This window comes from Comamonas sp. C11 (assembly GCF_024496285.1).
Lineage (GTDB): Bacteria > Pseudomonadota > Gammaproteobacteria > Burkholderiales > Burkholderiaceae_C > Comamonas > Comamonas testosteroni_F.
This window is the reverse complement of the sequence record NZ_CP101743.1, coordinates 546395-571337: the sequence shown is the minus strand read 5'-3', so window position 1 is coordinate 571337 and position 24943 is coordinate 546395. Positions and strand designations below refer to the sequence as shown.

Annotated in this window: 23 protein-coding genes; 4 read left to right on the top strand and 19 right to left on the bottom strand. The window is 58.5% G+C overall.

The features are described 5' to 3' along the window. Positions 1 to 2: 2 nt before the first annotated feature. The 5 genes from fliJ to fliF form a co-directional block, all read right to left on the bottom strand. Positions 3 to 467 (bottom strand): flagellar export protein FliJ, encoded by a 465-nt coding sequence (fliJ, locus tag NOX35_RS02615; protein WP_182285508.1) that lies wholly within the window; start codon positions 465 to 467, stop codon positions 3 to 5. 33 nt (positions 468 to 500) lie between these two features. Continuing rightward, complete coding sequence (gene fliI, locus NOX35_RS02610; RefSeq protein ID WP_182285507.1) at positions 501 to 1889, bottom strand: flagellar protein export ATPase FliI; 1389 nt, start codon at positions 1887 to 1889, stop codon at positions 501 to 503. Continuing rightward, positions 1886 to 2713 (bottom strand): FliH/SctL family protein, encoded by an 828-nt coding sequence (locus NOX35_RS02605; RefSeq protein WP_256495630.1) that lies wholly within the window; start codon positions 2711 to 2713, stop codon positions 1886 to 1888. The genes fliI and NOX35_RS02605 overlap by 4 nt, the downstream gene beginning before the upstream one ends. Continuing rightward, positions 2706 to 3701, bottom strand: a complete 996-nt coding sequence (gene fliG, locus NOX35_RS02600) for a flagellar motor switch protein FliG (RefSeq protein WP_003059149.1) — start codon at positions 3699 to 3701, stop codon at positions 2706 to 2708. The genes NOX35_RS02605 and fliG overlap by 8 nt, the downstream gene beginning before the upstream one ends. 149 nt (positions 3702 to 3850) lie before the next feature. Then, on the bottom strand, positions 3851 to 5557 hold the full coding sequence (gene fliF, locus NOX35_RS02595; protein ID WP_256495628.1) for a flagellar basal-body MS-ring/collar protein FliF: 1707 nt from the start codon (positions 5555 to 5557) through the stop codon (positions 3851 to 3853). Positions 5558 to 5730: 173 nt separating this feature from the next. On the opposite strand from fliF, the gene fliE reads away from it, so the two are divergent. After that, positions 5731 to 6039 (top strand): flagellar hook-basal body complex protein FliE, encoded by a 309-nt coding sequence (fliE, locus tag NOX35_RS02590; RefSeq protein WP_182285504.1) that lies wholly within the window; start codon positions 5731 to 5733, stop codon positions 6037 to 6039. 194 nt (positions 6040 to 6233) lie between these two features. Here fliE and NOX35_RS02585 read toward each other — a convergent pair whose 3' ends face one another. The 4 genes from NOX35_RS02585 to motA form a co-directional block, all read right to left on the bottom strand. Further along, a complete protein-coding gene (locus tag NOX35_RS02585) occupies positions 6234 to 6851 on the bottom strand; it encodes a protein phosphatase CheZ (RefSeq protein ID WP_256495627.1) in 618 nt (205 codons plus the stop codon). 3 nt (positions 6852 to 6854) lie between these two features. Beyond that, positions 6855 to 7241, bottom strand: coding sequence for a chemotaxis response regulator CheY (gene cheY / locus NOX35_RS02580; protein ID WP_003065483.1), 387 nt, complete (start codon positions 7239 to 7241; stop codon positions 6855 to 6857). Between the two features lie 65 nt (positions 7242 to 7306). Then, the gene (motB, locus tag NOX35_RS02575; protein WP_182285502.1) at positions 7307 to 8374 is read right to left on the bottom strand and encodes a flagellar motor protein MotB; all 1068 of its coding nucleotides are present in this window, start codon (positions 8372 to 8374) and stop codon (positions 7307 to 7309) included. 42 nt (positions 8375 to 8416) lie between these two features. After that, positions 8417 to 9277 (bottom strand): flagellar motor stator protein MotA, encoded by an 861-nt coding sequence (motA, locus tag NOX35_RS02570; protein WP_003059167.1) that lies wholly within the window; start codon positions 9275 to 9277, stop codon positions 8417 to 8419. A 255-nt stretch (positions 9278 to 9532) separates the two neighbouring features. Here motA and NOX35_RS02565 point away from each other — a divergent pair, with 255 nt between their 5' ends. After that, a complete protein-coding gene (locus tag NOX35_RS02565; protein ID WP_182285501.1) occupies positions 9533 to 11182 on the top strand; it encodes a glycosyltransferase in 1650 nt (549 codons plus the stop codon). Continuing rightward, positions 11092 to 12339: a DegT/DnrJ/EryC1/StrS aminotransferase family protein gene (locus tag NOX35_RS02560; protein WP_256495626.1), complete on the top strand. Its 1248-nt coding sequence runs from the start codon at positions 11092 to 11094 to the stop codon at positions 12337 to 12339. The genes NOX35_RS02565 and NOX35_RS02560 overlap by 91 nt, the downstream gene beginning before the upstream one ends. A gap of 244 nt (positions 12340 to 12583) precedes the next feature. Here the strand turns inward: NOX35_RS02560 and NOX35_RS28735 are convergent, their stop codons facing one another. The 10 genes from NOX35_RS28735 to NOX35_RS02510 all read right to left on the bottom strand — a co-directional run bounded on the left by NOX35_RS28735 (position 12584) and on the right by NOX35_RS02510 (position 23153). Next, positions 12584 to 13318, bottom strand: a complete 735-nt coding sequence (locus NOX35_RS28735) for an antibiotic acetyltransferase (protein WP_182285499.1) — start codon at positions 13316 to 13318, stop codon at positions 12584 to 12586. Continuing rightward, positions 13318 to 15549, bottom strand: coding sequence for a radical SAM/SPASM domain-containing protein (locus tag NOX35_RS02550; protein ID WP_256495625.1), 2232 nt, complete (start codon positions 15547 to 15549; stop codon positions 13318 to 13320). Before NOX35_RS02550 ends, NOX35_RS28735 begins: the two co-directional genes overlap by 1 nt. Before the next feature lie 90 nt (positions 15550 to 15639). Continuing rightward, entirely contained in the window at positions 15640 to 16800 is a 1161-nt protein-coding gene (locus NOX35_RS02545; RefSeq protein WP_182285497.1) for an aromatic ring-hydroxylating dioxygenase subunit alpha, read from the bottom strand. Then, positions 16797 to 17870 carry a hypothetical protein gene (locus tag NOX35_RS02540; RefSeq protein ID WP_256495624.1) on the bottom strand — a complete coding sequence of 358 codons (1074 nt, stop codon included), beginning with the start codon at positions 17868 to 17870 and terminating at the stop codon, positions 16797 to 16799. The genes NOX35_RS02545 and NOX35_RS02540 overlap by 4 nt, the downstream gene beginning before the upstream one ends. 6 nt (positions 17871 to 17876) lie before the next feature. Next, entirely contained in the window at positions 17877 to 18578 is a 702-nt protein-coding gene (locus NOX35_RS02535; RefSeq protein WP_182285495.1) for a bifunctional 2-polyprenyl-6-hydroxyphenol methylase/3-demethylubiquinol 3-O-methyltransferase UbiG, read from the bottom strand. Positions 18579 to 18635: 57 nt separating this feature from the next. Then, positions 18636 to 19286, bottom strand: a complete 651-nt coding sequence (locus NOX35_RS02530) for an acetyltransferase (RefSeq protein WP_256495623.1) — start codon at positions 19284 to 19286, stop codon at positions 18636 to 18638. Positions 19287 to 19299: 13 nt separating this feature from the next. After that, positions 19300 to 20064 (bottom strand): SDR family NAD(P)-dependent oxidoreductase, encoded by a 765-nt coding sequence (locus NOX35_RS02525; RefSeq protein ID WP_256495622.1) that lies wholly within the window; start codon positions 20062 to 20064, stop codon positions 19300 to 19302. Positions 20065 to 20068: 4 nt separating this feature from the next. Beyond that, the gene (locus NOX35_RS02520) at positions 20069 to 21109 is read right to left on the bottom strand and encodes a ketoacyl-ACP synthase III (protein ID WP_182285492.1); all 1041 of its coding nucleotides are present in this window, start codon (positions 21107 to 21109) and stop codon (positions 20069 to 20071) included. A gap of 17 nt (positions 21110 to 21126) precedes the next feature. Next, the gene (locus NOX35_RS02515) at positions 21127 to 21357 is read right to left on the bottom strand and encodes an acyl carrier protein (RefSeq protein ID WP_256495621.1); all 231 of its coding nucleotides are present in this window, start codon (positions 21355 to 21357) and stop codon (positions 21127 to 21129) included. A gap of 98 nt (positions 21358 to 21455) precedes the next feature. Continuing rightward, entirely contained in the window at positions 21456 to 23153 is a 1698-nt protein-coding gene (locus tag NOX35_RS02510) for a flagellin (RefSeq protein WP_256495620.1), read from the bottom strand. 485 nt (positions 23154 to 23638) lie between these two features. Between NOX35_RS02510 and NOX35_RS02505 the strand changes: the two genes are divergently transcribed. Further along, the gene (locus NOX35_RS02505; protein ID WP_182285489.1) at positions 23639 to 24817 is read left to right on the top strand and encodes a flagellin; all 1179 of its coding nucleotides are present in this window, start codon (positions 23639 to 23641) and stop codon (positions 24815 to 24817) included. The last annotated feature ends 126 nt before the right edge of the window (positions 24818 to 24943 follow it).

Here is a 24943-nt window from a genome sequence, read left to right as displayed (position 1 = left end):
GCTCAGGCCTCCTGAAGTTGCAGGCCGAAGCTGCGTCGAAAAAAGGCCATGGTGGCGCGCTCGTCGGTATCTTTTTGCTCGCGGCGCATCTGGGCCAGTGCCACATCACGGCGGCGGGCCTGCACCACTTTCTGCAGACTGGTCACGCGCAGCTCGGCCGCCAGCAGGGCCTGACGTGCGGTCTCCAGGCGAATGTTCTGGTCGGCCACAACCCGGGTCTGCAAGCCGATGGCATGCTGCAGGCGCTCCATGAACTGATACTGGTGATGCATGACCTCGGGCTGCACGGCCATCCCTTCCTGGGCCCCCCAGCGCGCCTGCATCTCCAGGACATAGCCCTGCAGCTGATCCATCTGGGCCTGCGCCGCCTGCTGAGCACGCTGGCGCTCCTGCATGGCGGTGCGGGCCTCGTCACGCTTGCGCTCTGCGGCTTCAATGGCGACGTTCAAGGCATTCAAGGACGACATCTGCGACTCTCCCTCTGGCTAACCCGTTGATGCTCAGCCCCGCTGCATGGCTTGCGCCATGCCGGCCAGGCTTTGCTCCATGCTGGAGCTTTCAAACATGCTTTGCTGCAGAAACCCGGTCATGGCGGGCTGCAGCGCAATCGCCTCGTCCAGCTGCGGGTCGGAGCCCGGCACATAGGCACCGACCTGCACGAGATCGCGCCCCTTCTGGTAGCGCGAATAGACGGCGCGAAAGCGACGCGCCAGCTCGAAATGCTCGCGCGAGACCACGTTGTGCATGACGCGAGACGCCGACTGCTCGATATCGATGGCCGGGTAATGCCCGGTCTCGGCCAGGGCCCGCGAGAGCACGACGTGACCGTCGAGAATGGCGCGAGCCGCATCGGCAATCGGGTCCTGCTGATCGTCACCCTCGGACAGCACGGTGTAGAAGGCCGTGATCGAGCCTACGCCGTGCAGACCGTTGCCACTGCGCTCCACCAGCGCGGGCAGCTTGGCAAAGCAGGATGGCGGATAGCCCTTGGTAGCCGGCGGCTCGCCGATGGCCAGGGCGATTTCGCGCTGGGCCATGGCATAGCGGGTCAAGGAATCCATGAGCAGCAGCACATGCTTTCCCTTGTCGCGGAAGTGCTCGGCAATCGCCGTGGCGTAGCTGGCGCCCTGCATGCGCAGCAGCGGCGGCGCATCGGCGGGGGCAGCCACCACCACGGCGCGACTGCGGTCCTGGGCGCCCAGGATGTCCTCGACGAACTCCTTGACCTCCCGGCCACGCTCGCCGATCAGGCCCACCACGATCACATCGGCCTGGGTGTAGCGCGCCATCATGCCCAGCAGCACGGACTTGCCCACACCCGAGCCGGCAAACAGGCCAAGACGCTGGCCGCGACCCACGGTCAGCAGCGCGTTCAGCGCCTTGACACCGGTATCCAGCGACTCGCGCACGGGATCCCGGTCCATGGCGTTGATGGGGTTGCGGTCCAGCACCTCGGGCACCACGCTGCCCAGCTCGCCCGCATGGTCCAGCGGAATGCCTTGCGAATCCACCACCCGCCCCAGCAAGCCATCCCCCATGGGCAGGCGCAGCACGCCCACGGTCTGGCTGACTTTCTCGGTCTCCAGCACGCCCAGCTGGGGCACGGGAACAAAGGGGGCTGCCGGCGTCACCATGGCGCCGCTGGATAGACCCTGAATATCGCCCGCAGGCATCAGAAAGGCGCGCTCGCCGGCAAAGCCGACCACCTCGGCCAGCACAGGCTCCTGCCCATGCTGATGAATATGGCATTGCGCCCCGACGGGAACGCGCAGCCCCGAAGCCTCCAGCACCATGCCGGTCAACCGGGTCAGACGGCCCTGGCATTCCAGCGGCACAGGCTCGGCATAGCGTGCGCGCGCCTGGCTCATGAACTGCTGCCAGGGGTTCATGCCTTGTCTCCGTCATACCAGGTGGAGACCAGACCCAGAGCCGCCACGGCGCGACGCCAGCGCTTGTCCAGGCCGCCGTCGATCTCGGCACCACCCGACTCCACCTTGACATCGCCCTGGGCAATCGAGGCATCGCCCAGCCACTGGATGCGGCTGTGCGCACCATGCTCGGCACGCAGGGCTTCATCGAGCAGTTCAAAGTCTGCGGGGTTCAGACGAACGGTCACCGGGCGGCTCTCGTCGACCAGCATGTCCAGCGCCTCGCGAATCACGGGCAGCAAGGCCTGGGGTTGGCTGCGCAGCTCCTGGCGCACCACCTGGCGGGCAATATCGCAGGCCAGATTCAGCAACTCCTGGGCCATGCCCGACTGCAGCTGCTTGAAGTTGTCTTCCAGGCCCTGCAACACGCCATCGACACGCTTCGCACTCTCGCGGCCCGCGCCGTTGATATGGTCGTCCAGATGCTGCTGCCATTGCTGCTGCGTCTGTGTGCGGCCTTCGGCCAGGCCCTGTGCATGGCCCTCGGCACGTGCCTGCTCCAGCATCTGCTGCAGCTGCTCCTCGTCGAAAGCCGGGGCAGCCGGCTCCACCGGCTCCACGGCCTGCACCTCTGGTTGCGCCTGCGGTTGATGGGCAATAGAGGGGAAAAAACCGTTGAAGTGCTCTACCCCAGCCGGGATGAAGGCCGCCGGCTGTGCAGGCGCGAAGACACCACCGCTCTGCGCGCCCACTGCACCGAAGCGCCATTGCACCACGGTGCTGTCGTCGATCTCTTCCTGCGGAATAAAGCGCGAGTGCGAGCGCGGAGGCTGGCCCTTAGACATAGCTGTCCTCCGGGCCAGAGCCGATGGTTACCTGGCCTTCCTCGACCAGACGACGCACGACCTTGAGGATTTCCTTCTGCTGGGCTTCCACTTCGGACAGACGCATGGGGCCGCGGCCTTCCAGGTCCTCGCGCAGCGACTCTGCCGCACGCATGGACATATTGGCCAGAATCTTGTCGCGCACTTCCATGGAGCCGCCCTTGAGCGCCACGATCAGCGTCTCGGACACCACCTCGCGCAGCACCAGCTGCACCGAGCGGTCGTCGAGCTTGACCAGGTCGTCGAAGACGAACATCTTGTCCATGATCTTCTGCGCCAGCTCGGGGTCGTAGTTGCGGATGGTATCGAGCACCGCCACATCGGCATTGCCACCCATCTGGTTGAGCATTTCGGCTGCAGTCTTGACGCCGCCCAGCGAGGTCTTGCGCACCTTGTCGCCGCCTGCCAGCACCTTGAACAGCACTTCGTTCAGGTCCTTGAGCGCCGTGGGCTGAATGCCTTCCAGCGTGGCCACGCGCAGCATGACCTCGCTGCGTGCGCGGTCGGGGAACTGCATCAGCACGGCCGCAGCCTGCTCATATTCCAGGTGCACCAGAATCGCCGCCACTATCTGCGGATGCTCGCCGCGCAGCAGCTCGGCCACCGACAGCGGGTCCATCCACTTCAGGCTTTCGATGCCCGAGATGTCGCCGCCCTGCATGATGCGGTCGATCAGCAGCGCCGCCTTGTCATCGCCCAGGGCACGCTTGAGCACCGAGCGCACATAGTCGCTGGCATCGTCGACCAGCAGACTCTGCGACGCCGCATCGCTGGTGAAGCGGTCGATCACGAAATCAACCTTTTCCCGCGTCACGCCACGCATGCGGGCAATCGTCTCGCCCAGCTTCTGCACTTCCTTGGGCGTGAGGTGCTTGAACACCTCGGCCGCTTCTTCCTCGCCGAGGGAGACCAGCAAGATGGCAGCGTCGTTCAGACCTCTATCGTCCATATTCAAAACTCTCTACTAGTTATTCAACCGTCCCATGCCGGGGATGCCGAGCAAGGGCCTAGGCGGCCCCGCCGCCCCGCAGCGAGGGCATCGTCCCCCTCCCAAAGAGAGAAGGGGGAAGGCGCAACGCGCCTCAGGGGGTGACTTCGTCACCCCTCACCGTTAATCCATGTCTTCACGATGTTCGCCACCGCAATCGGGTTCTGCTTGGCCAGATGACGGGCCTGGTCCAGTCGCTCCTGCTCCTTGGTCGGCGACAGCTCCTTCACAGGGGCGGGTAGAGCCGGCCTGTCCAGCGCCTCGGCTTCAATGGCATTGAGCTGAGCGCCGGGGCCGGTATTGCGCCCCTTGAGCAAGGGGCGCACCAGGCCCAGCAACACCAGGGCACCAAACAGCGCCAGCGCAATCGGCACGCCCAGGCTCTTGGCCATGGCCTGAATTTCGGGATCCTTCCACATCGGCAGCTCGGCCGGAGCGGCACCGCTGTCCATGAAGGGTGCACTGACCAGATTCACCGAGTCGCCTCGGTCGGCGCTATAGCCCACGGTCTCGCGCACCAGCGTGAGCAACTGCTCCTGCTGCTGCGCCGTCAGAGGGCGCAGGCCGGAGCTGACAGCTGCTGCCGTTGCCGCTGTCGCCGCATCGGTGCCAGCCGCAGCAGCCAACGGGGCATTGACCACCACCGCAGCCGTCAGGCGCTTGACGGTGCCGGTGCTGCCGCGTGTGACCCTGACGGTCTTGTCCACTTCGTAATTGGTGATGGACTCGCGCTTGTTGCCCTGGGCGTTGCCCTGGCCTGCACCCGCAGCCTGCGGCGCAGGATTGGCTCCGTTGATGGGTGCGGTGGAGTTCTGAGGAGGCTGGTTGCTGGTCGCGCCAGGCACGCCAGTAGGTGGAGTGGCCGTCTTCTCGCCATTGGTCTCCATCACCTGCTGGCTGCGCACGGCCCCGCCGTCGGCGGACTGGTTCGGACGATGCTGTTCGGAAGTCGATTCGGTCTGGCTGAAGTCCAGCTCGGCCGAAACCTGGGCCTTCACATTGTTCTTGCCGACCACGGGCTCCAGAATGTCCAGAATGCGGCGCACATATTGCTGCTCCACCTGCTGGGTGTAGAGGAACTGCTGCATGTCCACGCCGCCGGCATTGCCGTCAGGCGACTGCGAAAGCAGCTTGCCGGTGTCGTCCACCACGCTGACGGCAGCAGGCTCCATCTCGGGCACGCTGGATGCCACCAGATGCACGATGCCCGCAATCTGCGCACGGTCCAGCATTCGACCAGGATGCAGGCTCAGCAGCACGGAAGCCGAAGGCTTTTGCTGCTCACGGAAAAATCCGTTCTGATTGGGCAGTGCCAGATGCACGCGAGCACTTTGCACGGCATTGAGCGCCAGGATGGAGCGCGTCAGCTCGCCTTCCAGGCCGCGCTGGAAGTTGAGGCGCTCCTGAAACTGGGTGATGCCGAACTTGCTGTTCTCCATCAGCTCGAAGCCCGTCACCGAGCCCTTGGGCAGGCCTTGTGTGGCCAGCTTCAGGCGCACATCGTGCACACGGTCTGCGGGGATGAGGATGGCGCCGCCGCCCTCGCTGTACTTGTAGGGCACGTTCATCTGCGTCAGCTGCGCCACGATGGCTCCGCCATCCTTGTCACTGACGTTGGAGAACAGCAGCTTGTAATCAGGCTGGCGATAGAACACCGCCGCCGCCACCAGACCTACAGCGACCAAGGCTGCCAGTGCGCCCCAACGAAGACGTTGGCCTCGGTCGAGCGCATTCCAGCGCTGCGCAAGCGCGGGGCGGGGCGCATACGTGGCACCGGGCACGGCATTGGGGACAGGTACTTCAGCTACAGCAGACATCTTGATTCCATGGTGTCAGACCCCACACGAGGTCTAGCGTCCAGTGGATTATTCGGACTCGGGCCGGCGGCGTTCCCCCGATAAGCAAGCCGATTCACCCACTTATTGCCCGTCTGCAATCAGGCGAAAAACCTACGATCACCTCCAACTCACCAAGCCAGTTGGATAAAGATATGGACCTGAAGATCCCAGCAATCAACCCCGCCCAACTGGGCAACCAGCTCACCAAGGTCGGCAGCGCCGGCACTGCTCCCGTGGCCGGCGGCTTCGGTCAGGCTCTGCAAAATGCACTGCAATCGGTGAGCGCCGCTCAAAACCATTCCAGCCAGCTGCAGCGCGAAGTGCAGCTGGAAAACCCCGCCGTCAGCCTGGAGCAGACCATGGTGGCCATGCAAAAATCGCAGATTGGCTTTCAGGCCACGCTGCATGTGCGCAACCGCCTGGTGCAGGCCTACTCCGATGTGATGAATATGCAGGTGTGAGCGGCGCAGCGCCGCACACCACTCAGAAGGCAGATTGCCCTCCAAGGCTTGCCCGCATGTTGTGATGACATGCGGGCTTTTTGCGCTCCGCCCTCCTGGCAGCGCCCAATAAAAAAGCCCGACCTCTTGAGAGATCAGGCTTTTCAAGCTCAAGCGCTTATCGGCAAAGCGCAGGCAGCTATGTTTTCAGAAGTTCAGAAACCAAGACTGGCCAGCAGATCATCCACCTGGGACTGCGAGGTCACCACGTCTGCCGTGTTTTCGGGATCCACCACCGGGCCGGCCAGCTTGGGCTGCGCGGCTTCCATAGGCGTCAGGGCCGGTGCCTGCGCAGCATCCGGCGAAGTCTGGATCAGCAGCTCCAGCAGCTGCGACTCCAGATCGGCCGCCAGCGCCACCACGCGAGCAATTACCTGGCCCGTGAGATCGTGAAAGTCCTGCGCCATCATGATCTCGGTCAGATGGCTATTGGTCTGCTCCGTGCCCTCTTCCACCTCCTGCAGATAGTTCATCACGCGGCCCTTGGCCACGGCGGCCACAGGATCCCTGATGAGTTCTGCACGCATGGCACGAGTGCGCTCGGCCAGCGCATCCTGGCGGTTCTGCGTCACCTCGACCTGACCCAGCACCTTGTTGGCAGCTTCCCCCGTCAGACGGGCGATATAGGACAGGCGGCTTTGCGCATCGGGAAGCTCCCCTGCGCTGCCGCGCAAACGGTCCGCATAGCCAAGCTCATTGAGCGAGTTATGCAACTGGCGCGTGAGCACGCCAATCTTGTAGTGGACGTTGGCGGAGGCCTGGTCGCTGCTCATGGCTCAGAGATCGAGTTTCTTGATGATGAGATTGACCTTCTCTTCCAGCGTGGCCTTGGTGAAGGGCTTGACGATATAGCCGGCCGCTCCGCCCTGGGCGGCAGCCACGATATCTTCCTTGCGGGCTTCGGCGGTCACCATCAGTACCGGCAGATGCTTGAGCTTTTCATCCTGCTTGATTTCGCTCAGCAGCTGAAAGCCGTTCATGTTCGGCATGTTGATGTCGGTCACCACGAAGTCAAACTTGCTAGCACGCAGCTTGGTGATGGCAACCACACCATCTTCGGCTTCATCGGCATCGGCGAAGCCACTCTCCTTGAGCAGATTGCGCACGATACGGCGCATGGTGGAGAAGTCGTCAACAATCAAAAATCGCAGGGCATTAGCCACGAGAGGCCCTTTCGGTCGGAATAGGTGCGTGGGAACAAGTTTTCAGCCGTGATGGTAACAATTTGTCAACCTCCCGGCATTGGACGTGCATTGTCAGGCTTTTCGACAGTCTCCGTGGCAACTTCAGGGTTTGTTACAACAAACTCTTCCTTGGCATCCAGAGACTGCTTGTCGGCAGCGCTGGGTACTGCGCGCCGGGCCTTGGGTTGGTTGATCGTGCTGGCAGCTTCCTCGGCACTGGTCACCTGCTCCATGCTGCGCTCCTTGTCGTTGCCCAGCACACGGCGCTCGGCCTCCTTGGTCAGCACGGTAATCGTGATGCGGCGGTTCTGCGCCGCGCGCGGCTCCTCGGGCAGCAGCAGGTCGCTGCTGGCCATGCCCACCACGCGTGCCAGCTTGTCCAGCGGCATGCCGGCAGCCACCAGCTCGCGGCGCGAAGCATTGGCGCGGTCTGCCGACAGCTCCCAGTTGCTATAGCCACGATCGGCATTGCCGTAGGGCGCGGCATCGGTGTGACCTGAGAGACTGATGCGATTTTCCGCATTGCCCATGGCCGCACCGATCTCGCGCAGGATGTCGCGCATATAGGGCTTGACCACGGCACTGCCGCTATCGAACATGGGGCGGTTCTGGTCATCGACGATCTGAATCATCAGGCCGTCATGCGTGATCTCCGTGCGAATCTGCGAACGGAACTCGTTCAGGCGCGCATTGTTGGCAATCATGCTGTCCACTTTGGCCTTGAGCGCATGCAGACGCTGTGCATCGCGTGCAGACTCATCGGCCCGGCCCATGGCCTGGCTGGAGCGGCGGTTGGCATTGTCTTCGGACTCGGAGCGGCGCACCTGGCCGTGCACCTTGGACAGGTCGTTGCCGCCGCCCGGCACGATGCTGGAGCTGTTGCCCGCGCCGCTGCCGCCCGACATGGCCACCTTCAGCGGCGAATTGAAATACGCGGCAATCCCCTGCAGCTCGCCCTGAGCAGTCGAGCCCAGCAGCCACATCAGCAGGAAGAAGGCCATCATCGCCGTCACAAAGTCGGCATAGGCAATCTTCCATGCACCACCATGGTGTGCATGGGCGGTCTTCTTGACGCGCTTGATGATGATGGGCTGCAGCTTCTTGTCAGCCATGGAAGCGCTCCATCAATAGATCCTGGCGAGAGCGGGCACTCATCACTTCTTACCCTTGACGTGCGACTCCAGCTCCAGAAAGCCCGGACGCTCGGTGGAAAACAGCACCTTGCGGCCGAACTCGATGGCTGTGCCCGGGTTGTAGCCCTGCATGCTGGCCAGCAGCGTCGCCTTGATGCACTCGAACTCCTTGGCCGCATCCTGGGCACGCTGCTCCAGCAGCGCAGCCATGGGCTCCACCAGCGCATAGGCCAGCAAGATACCGAGGAAGGTTCCCACCAGGGCCGAGGCAATCATGCCGCCCAGCACTGCCGGGGGCTGCCCCACGAAAGCCATGGTATTCACCACACCCAGCACGGCCGCAATAATGCCGAAGGCAGGCAAGGCGCCCGCCAGACGATTCAGTGCCATCACCGGCGCATGAGCCTCGGCATGGTGGGCTTCGATTTCGCTATCCATCAGCGCCTCGATCTCGTGCGAATTGAGATTGCCCGAGACCATCATGCGCAGATAGTCGGTCAGGAACTCGACGACATGGTGGTCGGCCATCAGTTGCGGATAGTTCTGAAACACCGTCGATGACTGCGGATCTTCCACATCGGACTCGATCGACATCAGGCCTTCCTTGCGCGCCTTCTGCAGCAGCTCGTACAGAAGTGCCATCACTTCCATATAGCGCGCCTTGTTATAGCGCGAAGGCTTGAGCGCCGAAGGGATCGCCTTGGCCGTGGCCTTGAGCACCTTGGGCTGGTTGCTGACGATAAAAGCGCCCAGGGCGCCACCGCCAATGGTCACCATCTCGAACGGCAGCGCCTTGACAAGAACGCCCACGCTGCCGCCGTGCAGCACATACATGCCGAAGATGCAGCCAAAGGCGACGATATAACCGATGAGAACAAGCATGGGGAGTGATTGTGAGGGGGCGGGCCGTGATTGTTAACGGAAAAAGCTGGGTGATTGCTCTCTAGATCGGCAGCTTCAGGCTCTTTTGTAGGGCGGCAGCCGAATTGAAAGGTAAAGACGTACCTGTTCATGGGCTGCCATTGTGGGTCTTAACTCGCCGATGACCAAGAGTTCGACAGGTATATTGAGGTGGCACCATATCGGGCTCTCTAAGCACAGCATGCCAGTGCACTTTTTGCATTTCTCTGAGTACCAATGTCTTCCCCCTCCACCACCGCGAACTCAACACCGCAGCAAGCCACGCCAGCGGAGCTTGAAGAGATTCATCAACTGATCAAGAGCAATCAGTTTGTGCCCGCGCTCACTGCCCTGATGCAACTGGTGACGCAGGACGTTCGCAATCCGAAGCTGTGGCTGCTGATCGGCCTGGCTTATACGCGCATGGCCGATTGGAAGTCGGCCATAGATGCCTTGCAGACCGCGGTGGAGATTGATCCTGAAGAAATGCAGGCTCAACATCTGTTGTCCTTGGCATTGTTCAGCACGGGCCAACAGCAGCAGGCATGCGATCTGATCGACAAAGTCGTCAAAAAAGGCAATCTCGGTCCGCAATGGATGATGCGCGCCTACCTCCACTCGCACACCAGCCGCGACCCCATGAGGGCGCTTCAGGTCGCACGCGACTGGGGCAAGCGATTTGCGGATCCACTGACGCGCGATGCCAAACCCTTAAAGGTGACAGACCGCAACCCGCGCAAAAAGCTCAAAATCGGCTATATGACGGCGGACTTCCGCCAGCATTCGGTGGCCTTTTTCATGCAGCCCGTGCTGGCTCATCACAATTCCGACAACGTCGAGGTGCATGTCTACTCGAATGGCCCCTCGGACAGCACGACCGAATACATGCGCTCGCTGGTGCCGTATTGGCTGGATGTGATGAATTTGGACGACGAAGCGCTGTGCGAAAGAATCCGCCAGGACGGCATCGACGTGCTCGTGGATTTGTCCGGATTCACACATGGCCACCGCCTCGGAGTTTTTGCACGCCGCGCAGCACCAGTGCAGGCGACTTGGCTGGGCTATATGCAGACGCTCGGCATGAAGGCGATGGACTACCGATTGGTCGATATGGGCATTGCGCCACCCAGCCATGCCCCTTACTACTCGGAAACGCTGTTCCACCTGAATTGCATGGCCAGCTATACACCGCCCACCTATGCGCCGCTTTGCAAAGAGCCCCCCATGCTGCGCAACGGGTATCCCACGCTGGTGTCTCTCAACAACTCGGCCAAGATCACCGACCAGATGTTGCGTATCTGGGCGCGCATTTTGGAGGCGCGCGAGGATGCCAGGCTCATCATCCTAGTGAAGGAAGAGAATGCCGATGCCGCCCAGGCCCATATGCAGCCCCGCGCAGAGGCTGCTGGCATGCCGCTGGATCGCGTCTCTGTGCTACACCTGCAGCCGCTCAACCAGTTCATGGAGATGGGGCATATCGCGGATATCGTGCTCGATACCTCGCCCATCTCGGGCGGGACGACCACGCTGCATAGTTTATGGATGGGGATGCCTATTGTGACTATGGATGCTGTACGCGGTGTGGATTCTTCTACTGCGCGTACTTTGGCCGGTCTTGGATGGCGGCATTGGGTGACACAGAGCGATCAGGAGTATGTCGAGCGTGCATTGGCATTCATGAATAATCCTGAAGGGTTGCAAAAGCTTCGTACTGAAACTCGCGATCGAATGAGATGTAGTGTTTTGATGGACTACGCGTCTCGTACGGGCGAACTGGAAACAGCGTTTCGCCTCATGTGGCTCAATTACCTGCGCGGGGACCGAAGAACCTTAGCTATTGCGGCCGATGTGGATCATGTTCTGGCCGAAATGGGCACCAAGGTATGAAGATTGCTCAGGAACGGGAACATCTCCCTCTGCTGATTCCTGATATGCCATCGCCGCAGGAATTATTGCCCTGGCTGGAGCGCATGCACGCGGCGCGGCAATATGCCAACTTCGGCCCATTGGTGCGAGAGCTGGAAGCCGCATTCGCGCATCGGTTCGGCATGGCAAGTGAACAACTCACCACCGTGGCCAATGCCACCCAGGGGCTGGAGCTGGCGCTGCAGGCGCTGGATTTGCCCGCCAGTTCCCATGTACTGATTCCTGCTTTGACCTTTGTCGCGACGGCTACGGCGGTAGTGCGCGCAGGCCACCGGCCCGTACTAGCCGACGTAGACGCGCAGACCTGGATGCTGAGTCCTGAAATCGCCCGTACCGCGCGCGAATGCATGCGTATTGATGCAGTGCTCCCCGTTGCCACCTTCGGCATGCCGCACGACATGCAGGCCTGGCAACAGTTTGAGCGGGACACGGGTTTGCCCGTCATCATCGACGCGGCGGCGGCTTATGGCAGCCAATGGCTGCAGGGCGCTGAAGGCACGCTGGTCTTCAGTCTACACACGACCAAAAGCCTACCGGCTGGCGAGGGCGGCCTAGTCGTTTCCACGCGCCCAGGCCTTGCCGCCAGGGTACGCCAGCTCTCCAACTTCGGCATCAATCTGGACCCTGCAGCCAACATGCCCGTGGGTGCGTTGGCCAGCCTTGGCAGCAACGCCAAGATGAGCGAATACCACGCCGCCATTTGCCTGATTTCATTGCAAAAATGGGAGCTGCATGCGCAGAAACGGCGTGAGCTGCAGACTGATTTGATGCATGAACTGGATCAAGCCAGTGGCTATAACCTCACCTGGCAGGCCCAAGGTCCTGGAGGCCCTCTCATGGCTCCCACGCTGTTGTGCGCGCGGCAGCCGGATGCGGAGGTACGAGTCATGCTGGAGCAGGCCTGCCAGCAGGCAAACATCATGACGCGGCGCTGGTACCAGCCGCTTCTGCAGCACATGGATGTGCTGCAGAAGCGGTGCTTGTCACTGGATATGCCGAATGTAATGGATTTGGAGCAGACATTGTTGGGGCTGCCGTTCTTTCTGGGGATGGCGCAGCAGCAGCGTTTGCGTTTGTGTGCTGTCGTTGCCAAGACCATGGGCAGCTTAGGTCAATGACTTTGCCCTTCGCGTAACCAATTCTCCAAGGGGAGATGAGAAATGTGCTGGAATTGCCGGGTATTGTCAGTGACTAGCACCGCATTCAAGGGACAGACGTGTGCCGCAATTATTTCGTCGGACTTGCTGTGAAATTTCAGACAAGCGCGTAAGAGCGTGTTCAAAGTCATCCTGTAGGCTTCTCATATCGCCAAAAACTTTGAACACGCTTCAAGCAACTATCTGACCAGTCCCGGTAGGATAGTCACGATTCCTTGTAGAAAGTATTCACGTCTATGATGGCAGGAGTAAATTCTCGCAAAGTACCGCTGGCGATACGCGCTTCGATCCTATCCAGTGCTTCCTCAATATTGGAAAAATCCAGTGACCCAAAATCCGAGATGGCGTAGCGCCACCATTCGGCTCTTAGTAACCGTTCGATGATGGCATCCGAAAAACGCATTCGTATCAGCCGCGCCGGGTTGCCTGCAACGATGGCGTAAGGTGGCACATCGTGCGTCACCACACTGCGAGCACCCACGATGGCGCCGTGGCCGATAGTCACACCGTCCTGTACAAACACGCCGTTTCCCAGCCAAACATCGGAGCCGATGGTTGTGTGGATAGCCCATTGGAATGGTGTGGTGCCCGGCATGGGCGCCAGCCCGGAGATTTCCAGCCAGCCTCGGTAATCAGGGTTGTATTGCAGCGGTGAAACGGATAGCCAATCAGCAGGATGGCTGCCGTGCCCGATCTGCACGTCCCGTGCGAAAGAGCAATAACGGCCTATGGTTGCGTTCTGGATGAAACCGCCATTCAGGTGGCTGAAGGCACCGATGCGCAGAGGGTAGCCCAACCCCAACAAGGCGCTGCTGCTGGCTGGCGTTTCGATATACAAATCAGCGGACGGTGTGGCTGCTCCCGTAAAGCTCCCGTCCATGGCAAAGCCGCGTTGGCGCAGTGAGTCCCGCAGGGCAAGGGTGAGAGGCGCGGTACCCATCAGTGCCCCTTGCCCGCAAGCATGCATGCCAGTTGTGCGGTTTGCTCCTGGCTTGGCTTTTCTTCCGCGTAGTGGCAGTTGCTGCACAGACCCTCTTTCACACCATCCTTGATGAGGCTGGCACGAAAGTTGGCAGCAAAGCGGCTGGCGTATTGCAGAAAAAGGTCTGGTTGCTGCGTCAGTTTGCCGATCACATAGTCCGCATGAGCGGGTATGTCGGAGCGGAAATTGCAGCATGGCACGGTGGAGCCATCGTGATCGATATAGACCGCCCAGAAAGGGATCAGGCAGGGAGATGTGCGCTGGTAATCCATGTGGATGGGCACTTCTCCACCACGACTGGTACCACCTGTCTCGAAATTACGGCCATAGAGGCGGATAGACATGTCGCGGTAATGCAGCCGTTGCTCGTACCATTCGCCCGGTGTATCTCGCACCAAGGTGTGAGGCAGTTGTACGCGCTTCAGAGTCTTGTCGCCGGCAGCCTTGATCTTTGCATGGTCGTAACGCTCTTTGTTGCCCAGGTAAATCTGGATGTTGAGGCTGCGCAGGCCCACTGCATAAAGCTGCTCGACGTATTCAAGATCCAGATAGTCGCCATTGGTATTGGTGTGCAACTGTGCATCGGGCAGCATGCGCCGTGCTTCGGCGATGCGCTCCAGAATCATTTTGTCCGCCAGCGGCTCGTTGTAGCGACTGTATGTAATGGTTCCGTCGTAGCCAATGGATGCCAACTGCCGCAGGATTGATGAATACATCTCCGCCGACATCAGCTTGTTATCGGACATCCGGTCATAAGTGGCATTCGGGCAGAACCAGCACTTGCGGTTGCAATAAGAGGAAACCTCAATCTCCACCATGCGCACGCTGTGCTTGAACAGTGCTGCAGCTTCTTGTGGATCTGTCAACTCTTTCAGATGCCGAGCATCCATGTTCTGCCAGCGTTGCGTATCGGGCGCAATGCCTACGGCTTTGAGTGTCTCTACGTGGTTCCCGTCTTGCGCCGTGGATAGCTGGGCGAATGAACGTTCCAGAGTCTCAATGCGCTGGCGCAGCAGACCTCCGCCAGAGCGTTCAAAGGACTCGATAGGGAGGCTGCGCTCCCAGGTCATTGCCTTCGAGTAGTCCCACCAGTGATCGATTGTTTCTCGCGCATGGTTATGGGCCAGTTGGGGCAACGCTGCCAGACGTGGTGCAGGACCTTGGGGGCTGAGCACTTGGTGCCAGAAGGCTGGGGACAGGAGGGTGTGGAAATGTACCTGCTGATATGTATCGGTGGTTGGTGTCTCAGGAGCCGCTAGTGGGACAAGGGGCCGGTAGAGTGCGGTGGCGGCTTTGCCGAACCAGCGAGCCTCTTGAAGCAGGCTTGACGAGATTCCGACCAGCGCCAGGTCTTCGTCGCTGCTGAGAATTTGGTAGGCATTTTGCAGGCATGGCCGTGGTTGTTGGCCGGTGATCTTACGCAGTGCGGCGCGTTCCTGCTGGGCAAAGTCGGGCGCGAAGGGGTGGCCTTTGTGCAGCAGGCGTCGCCCCCGGCTCATCTCCCGCAGCTGGTCGGCAAAGTCACTGGCGCGCAACGACTTGCCATTCGGTGCAAGCAATGAGGCGTCATAAGGTGCCTGGGCGATGAACAGCAGGCTGTCTTCCAGGTCTTCGAACGCAAAGCCCCGTTCGCTTTGCAAACGTTCTTTGTGCATGCGCACATTGGCCCCCAGCACTGCGGCTTCCAGGCGCAGCTCTTCTTCGAGAACTGTATGGGCACTGATGCGCTGCAGTATCTCTGGGCGATTGCTGCGCAGCGCCACGTACAGGTCGCGGCCAAAGCGCAAAGGAGACGGCCGTATGTCCAGGAAATCCACACCTCGTGCGATACAGGCCTGTGCCAGCCAAGGCGGCAGTTCAAAGGACAGCAGCATGTGTGCTGCGGGCAGATGGTCGAAAAGGTAGTCGATCGCGCTGTCCGATAGATCGTGGTAGCTCAAGAACCATTGAGCCTGTCGGGCATCGTTGTCTTTGAAAATATGTGGGGGTGCTCCGGCTCGGGTACGGAACTCCGCGACGTCAAAGCCTGGGGCCAAACTATGCGGTTTTTTGCCCCCGGGAGGGCAGCCTACCGTTAACCCTGCGCCTTGATGGATCGGCTCGCGCACCAGATCGAAAAATGCTGTCGAGAAGCTGTTTACGCCGCGCAGTAGATCTGGCAGGCAAACAATGCCATGTGGTGTGGTCATATCCATGTCCTGCCATCGCAATCGGTTCCGTGAACTGGCTTGCTATTTAAATAGAAGCAGATCGCGGCTGATGGGCAAGGCATTCTGAAATCAAACGTTCTGCAATTCATGTTTTGCAGGGGCCAAGTGCTCATTATTTTGCGATGCCTTAGGTAAGCATCGGAAATAGGCTTGATGGAAGTGCGCGACCCGGTCTTCAATGCCAAGTCCCAGCACGGCAGGGCGTGTAGCCTGCTCCAACCCTGCTTGTACTTTGCGACAGATGTCCCCATCCTCTGCAAACACCTTGCGTGTGAAGGCGTGGCCGTCAGCGTAAATCCGCTCCATCATCTTCGCGCCAACTTCTGTGCTATTGCGCAAGCACACACCGACGGCGCGCGAATGCACCCGGGTCTTGTCTACGGTGAATGGGTCGAAGCGCTGCACATGAAAGCTGTAGCCCATGAACGACGTGATGGTCAGATTCGGGAAAATCAGATGGTGCGTGTAATGCTCAAAGCGCCACGGCCATTGGCCAATCTTGCGCTCAGTGCGGGCAAATCTTGCCACCCAATCCGGTTCGGCGGCGTGCTCTAGGTGGCTATGTAGTGGGTCATCCAGGAAGAAGATGGGTGCTTGCGCTTCTCGGCTCATGCCGTCAATTTCGCCAAAAGTGCGGGTATGCACGGCAGGGACGTGATAGCCCTCCAGTGAGTTTTCAATGACAACTTTCCAGTTGGCTGCCACATCTTCCTGAAATTCATCGAGCACGCCATTCATACCTTGGCTGGCACGTTCCAGAAAAGCATACTGATTGCCAAGATATTCACGCAACCCCGGGCCTTCGGAGGAAAGCCGTACAAAAATGAACTGCCCAACGACTTCGCATGCAAACTCAGCCAGACGGTACTTCTCAGGAGCAGCTACCACTTGGGGAAAGCACTGCTTGGATGGAATCCCTGTAGGAATGCCTTGTTTATTGAAGACCCAACTGTGATAGGGGCAGCGCACCGGGCCTTTGTGTTGCCCAGGCTCGCACAGCTTAGCGTGGCGGTGGGTGCAGACGTTCAAAAAGGCGCGTGGATGACCTTCTTCGTCCAGTTGCAAAAGCAACTCAGTGTTGCCCAAGCGCACGCCGTAATGTGCCTTTCCTTCCAGCTCCAGAGTCAAACAGGCAAATAGCCAAGAATGCTTGAAAATGGCTTCATATTCAATGTCGACGTAGTGCTCAGAAGAGCGATACCAAGCAGGAAGGATTTGGGGCTGGCTCATGGCAGATGAAATTTAAGATGCGCATGAAGGCCTAGTGGACCCGGCCTGTCGCAGCGCAAGGAAACGAAATTGGGCGCAAAATTCTGAAGCAACAACAAAAGATCGTTTGGTGAGCTCCCTAATCGGATGAGCAAGTTTTTAGGATTATTTTGCTCGGCGAGATTACTGACAATAGAGAATGGGTGGGGGACGTTGATGTGGGCCAATATCTGGGAATTTTTCCATTCGGGGCAAGCTGTTTGGGAAACACTGACCTGATTTTCCAGTCTATTGACTAGCGCTGAAGTCAGGTGTGTTACATAGGGCGTTATTCCAAACGGCTGGAAAAGTGTGCGCAAATGACGGTCTTCATGCGTGGCTGCTTTTGCGTCTGGTGCCGTGAAGGCATACGACCATTGATCTAATGAGCCACTGCCCAAGAGCATGGCTTGCTCAAGAAAGCTCGTGCGCTGTGCAGAAAATTCCCATGCCAGAGCAGGGCCTTCAATATTTCCCCAAGCAGTGGATAACAGCCAATTATCGTTTGCGGGACGCGTTAATGGATTTTCTGCTTGTGCTTTGGTGTGGGGGCGGAATGCCTCCAGAAAACCAGATTTCAAGAAAAGAATATAAGCCCGAAGTATTTCTTGTGATTTTCCATCCGTGAGTTTTTTAACGGACTCATTCAGGGCTTCGATGCAATCAGTTGACATGGACGTAGGAATTTGCATGATTCCCAAATCCATGCTGCCGGATGTAGCTTGAAGATGTTGGCAGGTTGATTGAAAAATTTCACCTTCATCGACTATGGTTATTTTGTAATCCTTGGCCCGTCGCTGCCATAATTTTTGGTGAATAGGATGCTTGACACTCAGTATCATGTGAATGTCGGGAGAACTTTCACATATTTCCAGAAATTCCTGCGTAGTCATCAATCGGATGCCATCCACCTCAGGTACATAAACCTCGTCGTGGACAATCGCTTCAGCCCGCCAGGGAGAAAGAGGATGCGCAAGCAGATTTTTCAACGCAATCGAATCAGGGCTCGCATAGTCCCAACCAATAAAATAAATGCTTTTTTGATATTCCATGGGGTCTTATGCGGGTTTTTTGAAGAAGTGCGTCAAAGTATCTCCAGGATAGTCTTGGCGTAATTTCCCACTTATCGGGCTGTAATAATTTCCTGCGACAACCTTGCCTGTGCTTTTATCGACAACCGTACATTCGGCACCCATGCAGACTTGATGAACCAGTCCATATTTCTTCCCCATATCCATGATTTCTTGTTTTGTGAAATGATGGTAATGCCACGGATAAGGGTTTTTTGCGAGATCAACAACTTCAGAATTGGGTGCTGAAATTATCAATCGCCCCCCTGGTTTTATAGATTGCGATAAAACTTTAAAGAATAAATCTCCATTTTCTACATGTTCAAGAGACTCCATGGAGACAATGAAGTCAAAATGCCGTGGTGGTAGGGTGAAGGGGAAAAACTTGTGACTAAATAAAAGATTGAAATCTGTGTAATGCTGAGATGCCTGCTGAATGGCTTCAGACGATCCATCAATTCCAAGAAGAAAGCAAGGCAGTCGCTGAGCCAGTATATGAGAGCCATAGCCTGAACCACAAAATATGTCGGCTCCGATCAAGGGGGAGTTTTCGAGTTCTGGCTGCATATCTTTCAGACATTCAGCGGCAAATTCATAGCGTGCCAAGTGATCGGGAGGAATATTGTCAATTGCGATAGCAGTGACTCGCTCTCCACTGGCAAGCTGAAAATTATGATCAAGTAGTCCCATGGATTATTTTAATTAAATACTAGATGTTTGATTTCTCTTGATAAGAGATGGCTGGTTCTATTTGAAGCTGAATCGGCGTGCCGGGTTCCCGAGTACGGTAATACCGCTTGGAATCTTGCCCATGACCACGCTGCCTGGTCCGACGGTCACGCCATCACCAATCACAGCGCGGCTGGTGATGACGCAATTGGGGTGAATGGTCACGAAATTCCCAATTCTTGCACCACCGGCAATCGTGCAATGGCTGTTGATTTGGCACCAATTTCCGATCTGTGCGTCGTGGCCGATCACCGTGTATTCTTGAATATGGGTGAATTCACCGATCTGTACATCCACCGAAACGCCGACATGCGGCGCGACGATGCAGCCGTGGCGCATGCGTGCATGGCGGTTGATGCGCGCGCGCGGATGCACCACGGTGGCGAAATCGACATGGTGGATATCGCGCAGCGCGGCGGTGTATTTGAAACGCTGCTGAGGATCTCCCAGCGCTGCCATGAACGCTTCGCCTGGCTCTGGTGCATAAGTCAGCGGATCGCCAACGATGGGTACATCTCTGGGCGTGGCATCGAGTGCGTTGGAACGGCTGTCCAGAAAACCTTTGATCCGAAACAGGGGGTTGTCATCCTCGATGTAGCACAGAACCTCGCGTCCGAAGCCGCCAGCTCCCACGATCAGCAAGGAGCGCCGGGTGTCTGTCGATTGCATGTCGGTAAGTTCCTCAGCTGATGGTCAAACCACCGTCCATGACCAGTGTTGTACCGGTTATCCAGCGGCTGGCTCCGGAGAGCAGGAATACGGCAGCATTGGCGATGTCCTCAGGCTTGCCAAAACCCAGCGGGTAATTGCCGCGTTCTTGTTCCATGGAGCCGATCATTGTGGCGGTGGCCTCCAGCAGCGGGGTTTCGACCAGCGCGGGTGAGAGGCAATTGGCGCGGATGCGGCGTTTGATGACTTCCATTGCCAGGCAGCGCACCATGGCCAGCAGCGCGGCCTTGGTGCCGGAATAGGCGGCCACGCCGGGCACGCCGATATGCGCGGCAATGCTGGCAATGAACACCATGGAGCCGTCGGCTGCCACCAGATTGCGCTTGAGCAGGGCTTGCGTCAGCAGCATGGGGGCATCCACGTTGATGGACTGCACTTCACGCAAATGCTGCTCGGTCAGCATGCGCACGGGGCTCAGGCGTGAAATGCCTGCGCTGTGTACCACGCCGTGGAGCGCGGTTTGGCCGACAGCGGCCATTAGCACATCGCGGCCTTCGGGCTGCGTCAGATCGGCCTGCACGCCTTGGTGTGGCCGGGCCGAAAGAGCCTGCAACTCGGCCAGCGTCTGCGCTAGGCGCTCGGCATCGCGACCGGTACAGATGATTTCTGCGCCCATGCGTGCGCAGGTCAGGGCAATGGTTTTGCCCAAGCCCGAGGTGGAGCCCGTGACCAGAATGCGCCTGTCCGCGAGAGAGAACGGATTGAAAGTGGTGTCCATGGTTTCAAGCCTCCAGCATGGCGGGGAAGACTGCGTTTTCCACATCCAGAATACAGCTGCCCCACGACAGTCCGATGCCAAAGCCTGACAGCAGCAGCTTGTGTCTGCCGGCGGACAGCGCTTCGTGCAGGCGGGCCGTCATGGTGACAGGCAGAGTGGCGCCGCTGGTATTGCCATAGTCGGCCAGTGTGCTGGGGACTTTTTCCACGGGCAAGGCCAGCTTTTTGCGGATGGTTTCGTTGATCATCCGGTTGGCCTGGTGGAACACAAAGTAATCGACAGCCTCTTTTTCCACACCTGCATACTCCAGTGTCTGCAGCACGGCAGGCGGTACACGCTGGGTAGAGAAGCTCAAGACGGCTGGGCCGTCCAGCACCAGGTCACTGGGCCAGGAGGCAATGCTGCCATCCTCGGCGCGGATGGGGCTGCTGTGGTGCGGCGCAAATGGTTCCCTATGCCCGCCCACAGGTTTGAAAATGGCTTTGTAGCCACTGCCATCGCTGTTCAGGTTAAAGAACATAGGGCTCGCGCTGCTGTCGAATTCCAGTGCCGTCACCGTACCTGCATCGGAGAAAAGCGGGTCGCGATAGCTGCCGGATTTATCTCCCACCAGCAGCAGTGCCTTTTTCACACCGCCTGCAGAGATCATGCTGCCGACCAGATGCAGACCAAAAGGGTAGCCCGAGCAGCCCAGGTTCACGTCAAACGCAATGGTGGTCTGGGGCAGGCCCAGACGGTCTTGCAAAATGATGGCGGTGGATGGGATCAGGTAGTCAGGCGACTGGGTGATGACGATCAGCGCACCGATTTCTTCGCGCTGCCACTGCAAATCTTCCAAGAGCTTTTCGGTAGCGGCGAACGCCAAGTCTGAAAAGCATTGCCAATCAGGACATAGCCGCCGGGTCTGGATGCCGATATTGCGCACTAGCCGCTCGCGCTCGGAGCGCTGCGAGGGAGGGCAATCCTCCAGATTGGAAACCACGCGTTTGGGCACACAGCTTGCCATGCCCGCAACGCGGACGTTATGCAGTGTAGACAGCGCCATAGGATGCCTTTCCGGGCTTAGCCGAGCAACTTGTAAAGGTCGGTGAGGGTGACGCAGGTCTTGAGATCGTTACCGGTGATGGTCTTGCCGAATTCCACGTCGAACATCACGATTACGCCCAGTGCGGCCAGCGAATCCCATTCGGGCAGGCTTTTGAGTTCGGTCTCGGGTGTGACCTCCACGGACTCCTGGAAGTCAACGGCGCTCAGAAAACTTTCAATGAATTTTTCGATATTGATAGAAGGCATGTTGGTCCGATTCTGTAAAAAGGCCGCTTGTCAGCCATGGCGAACAAGCGGCCCGAGGAGTTTTTCGAACGATGGCGGGAGCATCGTCGCAAAGCCTCTTATTTTTGCAGCAATTGCAGCACTTGCTGGGGAATCTGGTTGGCCTGGGCCACCATGGCCGTGCCGGCCTGCTGCAGGATCTGCGTGCGGCTCAGGTTGGCGGTTTCCTTGGCAAAGTCTGCATCGACGATGCGTCCTCGTGCGGCCGAGAGGTTTTCGGACTGGATGTCGATATTGTTGACTGCGTTCTCAAAGCGGCTCTGCATAGCGCCCAGTGTGGCGCGAGCGCTGTTGACCTGATCGATGGCACTATCGATTTTCTTGAGCGCAACCCAGGCATTAGCTTGAGTTGTGACGTCGATGTCATCCACGCCACGCTGATTGGGCTTGTAATCGACGCTGTCAAGGTTGAGGTTACTCGGGGTTCCTTTAGCTGCTTGAACCTGAGTGATTTGCGCAAGATCTGCCGTCAGATTGGCAGGTGTGGCGGGGGTGAAAGTTCCAGCACCAAAATAACTATTAAGAGCGGTTCCATAATTCGTAGTCGCAGTCAGGTCTTTTGGATTGACTGCATCGAAAGCCGCACGAGCAGTCACAAGCGTTTCATAGCCTGTATTGGCGGATGTCAATGCAGTTACCACAGCTGCTGCCGTAGTGCCGGTCTTGCTGCCGTCATACGCGCCAATAGCCGTCGGAACCGCGGCAGTGGGTGCATTCTCCAATGCTGGATTGGTTCTGCGCATTTGCGCAAGCGCGTCATCGAATTTGGCAATGGCACTGTTGTTGGCGGACACCGCTTCAGGCGGGGTTGTCGGTGCTGGAGTGGCGATATTGGCGGCCAAAGCATTCAAGGCCGCCAAATCTGTGGCTGGGACGGCATTGGAAATGCTGCCACCAATGCCCGAAGTTTCCGCGCTGAAGCCCTGAAACTGGACATCCGCAGGTTTGCCATCCGCTCCGACCTTGGAGGACATGAAGGAGACCTCATACTCTTGAGTTCCGTCCTTCATTGTCATGTATGCCGTAACACCTGTATCAGCCGACTTGTTGTTGATAGCCGTGATCACCTGGCCGATACGTTCCAGGCTGCTGTTGGCAGGTGCGATTTCCTCCAAGGAGGTGGTAATGCCACCAACAGTAATAGACAGAGAGTCCGCCGGAATCGCCTTGTCATAGCTAGCGATTGCCGGTGTCGGTTTGTCGCTTGTGTCAAAGCGGACGTCGGCGGTGGCATAACTGATGCTCGAGATTTGGCTGGAGCGTGTATCCGCCAGGGCTCCCAGAGTAATGTTGTCGCCCGAATTGGCGCCCACCTGAAATACGGCTCCGGCAAAGCTGCCTTCTAGCAGTTTCTGGCCGTTGAAATTGGTCTGCTTAGCCACTCGGTCGATTTCTGCGGCAAGTTGGCCTACTTCCGCCTGTAGGGCTTCGCGGTCGCTCTTGCTATTGGTCGCATTGCCGGCTTGCACGGCCAGCTCGCGCATGCGCTGCAGCATGTCGCCCACCTTGCCCAAGGCACCTTCTGCCGTCTGGGCCAGCGAGATGCCATCGTTGGCATTGCGCGATGCGACCTGCAGGCCACGCACCTGAGTATTCATGCGCTCGGCAATGGCCAGGCCGGCCGCATCGTCCTTGGCGCTGTTGACACGCAGGCCCGAGGACAGGCGCTGCATGGAGGTCGCCAGCGAACCACCCGAGAGGGCTAGATTGCGCTGAGCGTTGATCGAGATGATGTTGGTGTTGATGGTCGCAGCCATGTCTAGAAACCTCCGGAATTAGGGCTTGGAGCATCGCAGCAGTGACCAAAGACACTGGTTAAGCGATTGGCAAACCTAGCGATGAGAGGATTTTTCTATGAACCGCTGACATGCATACGACCGAATAAAGCGTCAATTCCCAGCCTTCTTGCTGCTTTCCCTGACCTTGCGACGAGCCATCCGCCACTGGCCCGCTTATAGCCGCTAGGTGAGCTCAGCCCAAATGCGTTTCGCTGCCAGTCTGATGCCGCTCTCGAAACGGAAGCTCTTGTTATGCGGCAGCCTAGCGCGTCAAGCCCTTGGTAGCTTGCTACGGGTGAAATGAAAAAACGCTAAAGAAAAAAAAATACAGCCCGATAACTGGATTGTACGGAGCAGGCAAGCCGCAAAAAAGCGGCAAGCAAAGCCCAAAGAGGCAGCAAATGCAAGGCTCCGGCAACCAAGCAAACCATTCATCCGTACCGTCTGCATAAAGGGATTCCATCATGGCCATGACCATCAACACCAACGTTGTCTCGATCAACGCACAGCGCAACCTGGGTCTGTCAGGCAACTCACTGGCCACATCGATGCAACGCCTGTCCTCGGGCCTGCGTGTCAACAGCGCCAAGGACGATGCGGCTGGCCTGGCCATTGCCGAACGCATGAGCACCCAGGTCCGCGGTCTGTCCGTCGCATCGCGCAATGCCAATGATGGGATCTCGCTGGCCCAAACAGCCGAAGGGGCCTTGGGCAAGGTAGGAGACATGCTGCAGCGCATGCGAGAACTGACCGTGCAATCCGGTAATGCCACCAACAGCAAGAGTGATCGTGAGGCATTGCAGGCCGAACTCAAGCAGCTGAGCGACGAAGTGGATCGCGTGGCCAAGACCACTACGTTCAATGGTGCAAAGCTGCTGGACGGCAGCTTTGCTGGCGGCGTGTTTCAGGTGGGCGCCAACTCCGGCGACAACATTACGGTGGGCGCTCTGGGCAACGCAAAGGTGAACGCGCTGGGTAGCTCGCACTATGCGGAAGCTACAGTTAGCTCTTCGGTGACCGGAGCCATGATGACCGGCACGGACGTAACGATCACCATCGGTGGGGCCAACGGTGGTACGACGGACGTGAAGATTGACAAGATGGCGAATGCCCCTACAGATGCTGAGGCGCTGGGTCGTGTCATCGCGGCCATCAACTCCAAGACGGCCGACACGGGTGTGACCGCATACATGAATGACACGGGTGATGGCTTCGACCTGCGCGGAACCATTACAGAAGGCGGCACATATACAGCCCTCACACTGACGGCGGCAGGCGGAACGAGTGTCAATTTAGGCACCTTGTCAGGTGCAGCAGAGAAGACCGAGACGGGTATCGAGGATCTTGATATTTCATCTCAAAAGGGTGCCTGGGATGCTCTGCAAAAGATTGATGGAGCCATCACCTCCGTGAACTCTGCACGTGCCGAACTGGGTGCAGTCCAGACTCGTTTCGAGAAGTCAATCGAAAACATTGATATCCAGAACGAGAACATCACGGCCGCGCGTGGACGCATCGTAGATGCGGACTTTGCCAAGGAAACCGCCAACCTGAGTCGCACGCAGATTCTGCAGCAAGCCGGCACAGCCATGGTGGCCCAGGCCAATCAGTTGCCCCAGCAAGTGCTGAGCCTGCTGAAGTAAGCATGGAGCAAACCTTGAGGAAGCGCTGCTTCGTCAAGGCTTGATACGAATACAAAGCTCTGGGGTGTACTCCCTGGTCTGTCGCAGGGCTTTGACAAGGACGGGTAGCCAGACTGCCTGAAAAAG